General features: G+C 50.8%; 1 protein-coding gene and 1 pseudogene. Both read right to left on the bottom strand.

Going from position 1 to position 2,453, the window contains the following annotated elements; all coding sequences use genetic code 11:
* Positions 1-93: 93 nt before the first annotated feature.
* Positions 94-786 carry an IS21-like element helper ATPase IstB gene (istB, locus tag KDK14_RS15440; RefSeq protein ID WP_257266064.1) on the bottom strand — a complete coding sequence of 231 codons (693 nt, stop codon included), beginning with the start codon at positions 784-786 and terminating at the stop codon, positions 94-96.
* 12 nt (positions 787-798) lie between these two features.
* Positions 799-2,362: pseudogene (istA, locus tag KDK14_RS21815) on the bottom strand (IS21 family transposase).
* Positions 2,363-2,453 lie beyond the last annotated feature (91 nt).

Raw genomic sequence — 2,453 nt, 5'->3', positions numbered from 1 at the left:
GAACTCCTTACACATTGCCCAGTGTGATTTTTAGACCAGGTGTTCAACTGCGTCCAATTTTCCAAGCTTTTTGCGCATGGATTCGCCTTTGAGTTAAATCCGGTGGGCATTGTGCATAAGCTGGTCAAGAATGGCGTCGGCCAGAGTTTCATCACCAATGCTGGCATGCCACTTCCGGGTGGGCAATTGACTGGTAACCAACGTGGAACTTTGCTCGTGCCTGTCATCCATGACTTCCAGCAGATCGTTCCTTTGTTGCTGCGTCAGTGGTTCCAGGCCCCAGTCGTCCAGAATCAGCAAGTCTACTTTTGCCAGTTGTTTCAACTGCCTGCTGTAGCTGCCATCACCGTGGGCAAGGATCAGTTCATCCAGTAGTCTGGACATCCGATAGTACCGGACACTGTAGCCTTTCAGACAAGCCATGTGCCCAAGGGCGCAGGCCAGGTAGCTCTTACCGGAACTACAAGGTCCGGTGATCAACAGGTTCCTGTACCGGTCAAGCCAGCCTCCTCCAGACAGGCTGGCCATCTGGTTCTGTTTGAGACCTCTGGGGTGTTCATAGTCAATGTCGTGTATTCGGGCAACCAGTTTAAACCGGGCGCTTCTGAGCAGCCGAGCCAGACGTTTATTGTTTCGCTCTGTTTCTTCCTGCTCAGTAAGCAACGCCAGTCGTTCTTCAAAGCTAAGGCTACTGTAGGTGCCCGGCTGATCCAGCTGTTGATTGAGGGCATCTGCCATTCCGGTCAGTCGCAGTGACCTAAGGCGAGCCAGTGTTTCATTGATCATGTTCGCCTCCAGTTATTGATAGCAAATAGCGCCACGAATATTTTCGTGATCATCATGCAAGGGGCCTGTCGTTTTTTTTAACTGTGGCTCCAATGGCATCAGGTCTTTGCCTGACTGGAGGATTGATCGGACATTTTTTAACCGATAACCCCCGATGTTCCTGGCATGGGCGCAGGCGTTGTTGAGGCGTTGTTGAGTCGTTCAGTTCCATATTCCCGCTGCAGGTTTAGCAGCCCCAGTGAAGCTCGATAGGCTTGTTCAGGATGCTCCTTGCTATCCAGCAGTGATTGAATAAAACAATAGACTTACTGACCAATGTCGTTAGTCCAGTTAAGTAAACGCTCAGGCGTCCAATCCTGATGGTGACGATGTCGTTCCGGCATATGAACTGCTAACGTCGTAAATCCACGTGTGTGCTTGCGAGCGTGGCTGGCCACCACTTTACCGTTAGCGTAGATCGTGACGCAGTGCTCAGTCGCCTGTACTTCTACTTCCTGCCTGGCAAGCTGATGGGGAACCGAGTAGGCGTGCCCCTTGCAGATAATATAATAATCCACATTCACCCGGGCCTTGATAAACTCAGCGAACACAAAAGGTTGCTTTGTCAGTGGCTTAAGGGCTGATTCATCCAGTTGTTCAAACGCACTACGTCGCGTTCCTGGCAACTGCTTAAAGGGCTTCAGGTTCAGTTCGATTAACAGCTCACGTATCCGCAGGTTCAGCTCTGCCAGGGTAAAGAACATTTCATGACGAAGCCTGGCCAGTATCCACCGCTCCACTACCTGTACACCGACTTCTGCTTTGGCCTTGTCTTTGGGTTTGTAGGGACGTGCCAGAATGACTGCCACCTGGTAGTGACAAGCCAGGTGCTGGTATGACGGGTTGAGATCCGGCTCGTACCGAAAGGCCTTGATAACTGCGCACTTTGGGTTGTCTGGCACAACAATTTCCGGCACCCCACCAAAGAACTCAAAGGCCCGTTCATGAGACCCCAGCCAGTCCTCTGTTTTTTGTGACAGAGTCGCTTCAGCGTAGGTATAGTTGGAAGCTCCCAGCACAGCCACAAATATTTGGGCATTGTGGGCAATTTCGCCGGTGTCCGGGTTGATGATTGGCATGGTTGGCCCGGCATAATCAACAAATAACTTTTCACCTGCATTGTTCAGCTGTCGTATAGATCGTTTTTGACAACCACCCCATGATGGTAACGGTGACAGTACTGGGCATAGCTGTAGGCATTGAGGGGGTGAGCCTGACAGTATTCTTCCCAGAGTCGTTGTTTGGTCACTTCCTTGCGCTTCAGTTCCTGATGCACCTCAGCCCAGTCAGGATCAATCAACCCTTTTCGATTGGCTATCGAGGCATCGGGAAACAGCACCTGAATAAGCTCAAGCTCAGATATATCCTCTGCCAGGGGCCAGCTTAATTCCGATTCCTGAAAGGCCTTAACGTAGTTGGATACCGTCCCCACACTGACTCGTACACTGTGGGAAATTTGTCGGAAGCTGAGTTGGCTGCCAAACCGCATCCGGAGTATTTCTAGTAGCTTACGCATGGTAATCCTGTTTTCTGTCATGGCCGGTTCCCTCTCTTGGTACAGATAAGAACGGCCGTAAGTGCTCAAAAACTACTGGTAAAACAATCGTCCACAATACCAATGGCGTTCT

The sequence above is a fragment of the Endozoicomonas sp. ONNA2 genome (genome assembly GCF_024606365.1).
In the GTDB taxonomy this organism is placed as follows: Bacteria; Pseudomonadota; Gammaproteobacteria; order Pseudomonadales; family Endozoicomonadaceae; genus Endozoicomonas.
Note: the sequence above shows the minus strand (reverse complement) of the source record. Positions and strands in the feature narration are given on the sequence as shown.

What these genes read in the sequence shown, in the direction of transcription:
- istB (WP_257266064.1), bottom strand. Translation starts at nt 786, where the DNA reads ATGATCAATGAAACACTGGCTCGCCTTAGGTCACTGCGACTGACCGGA.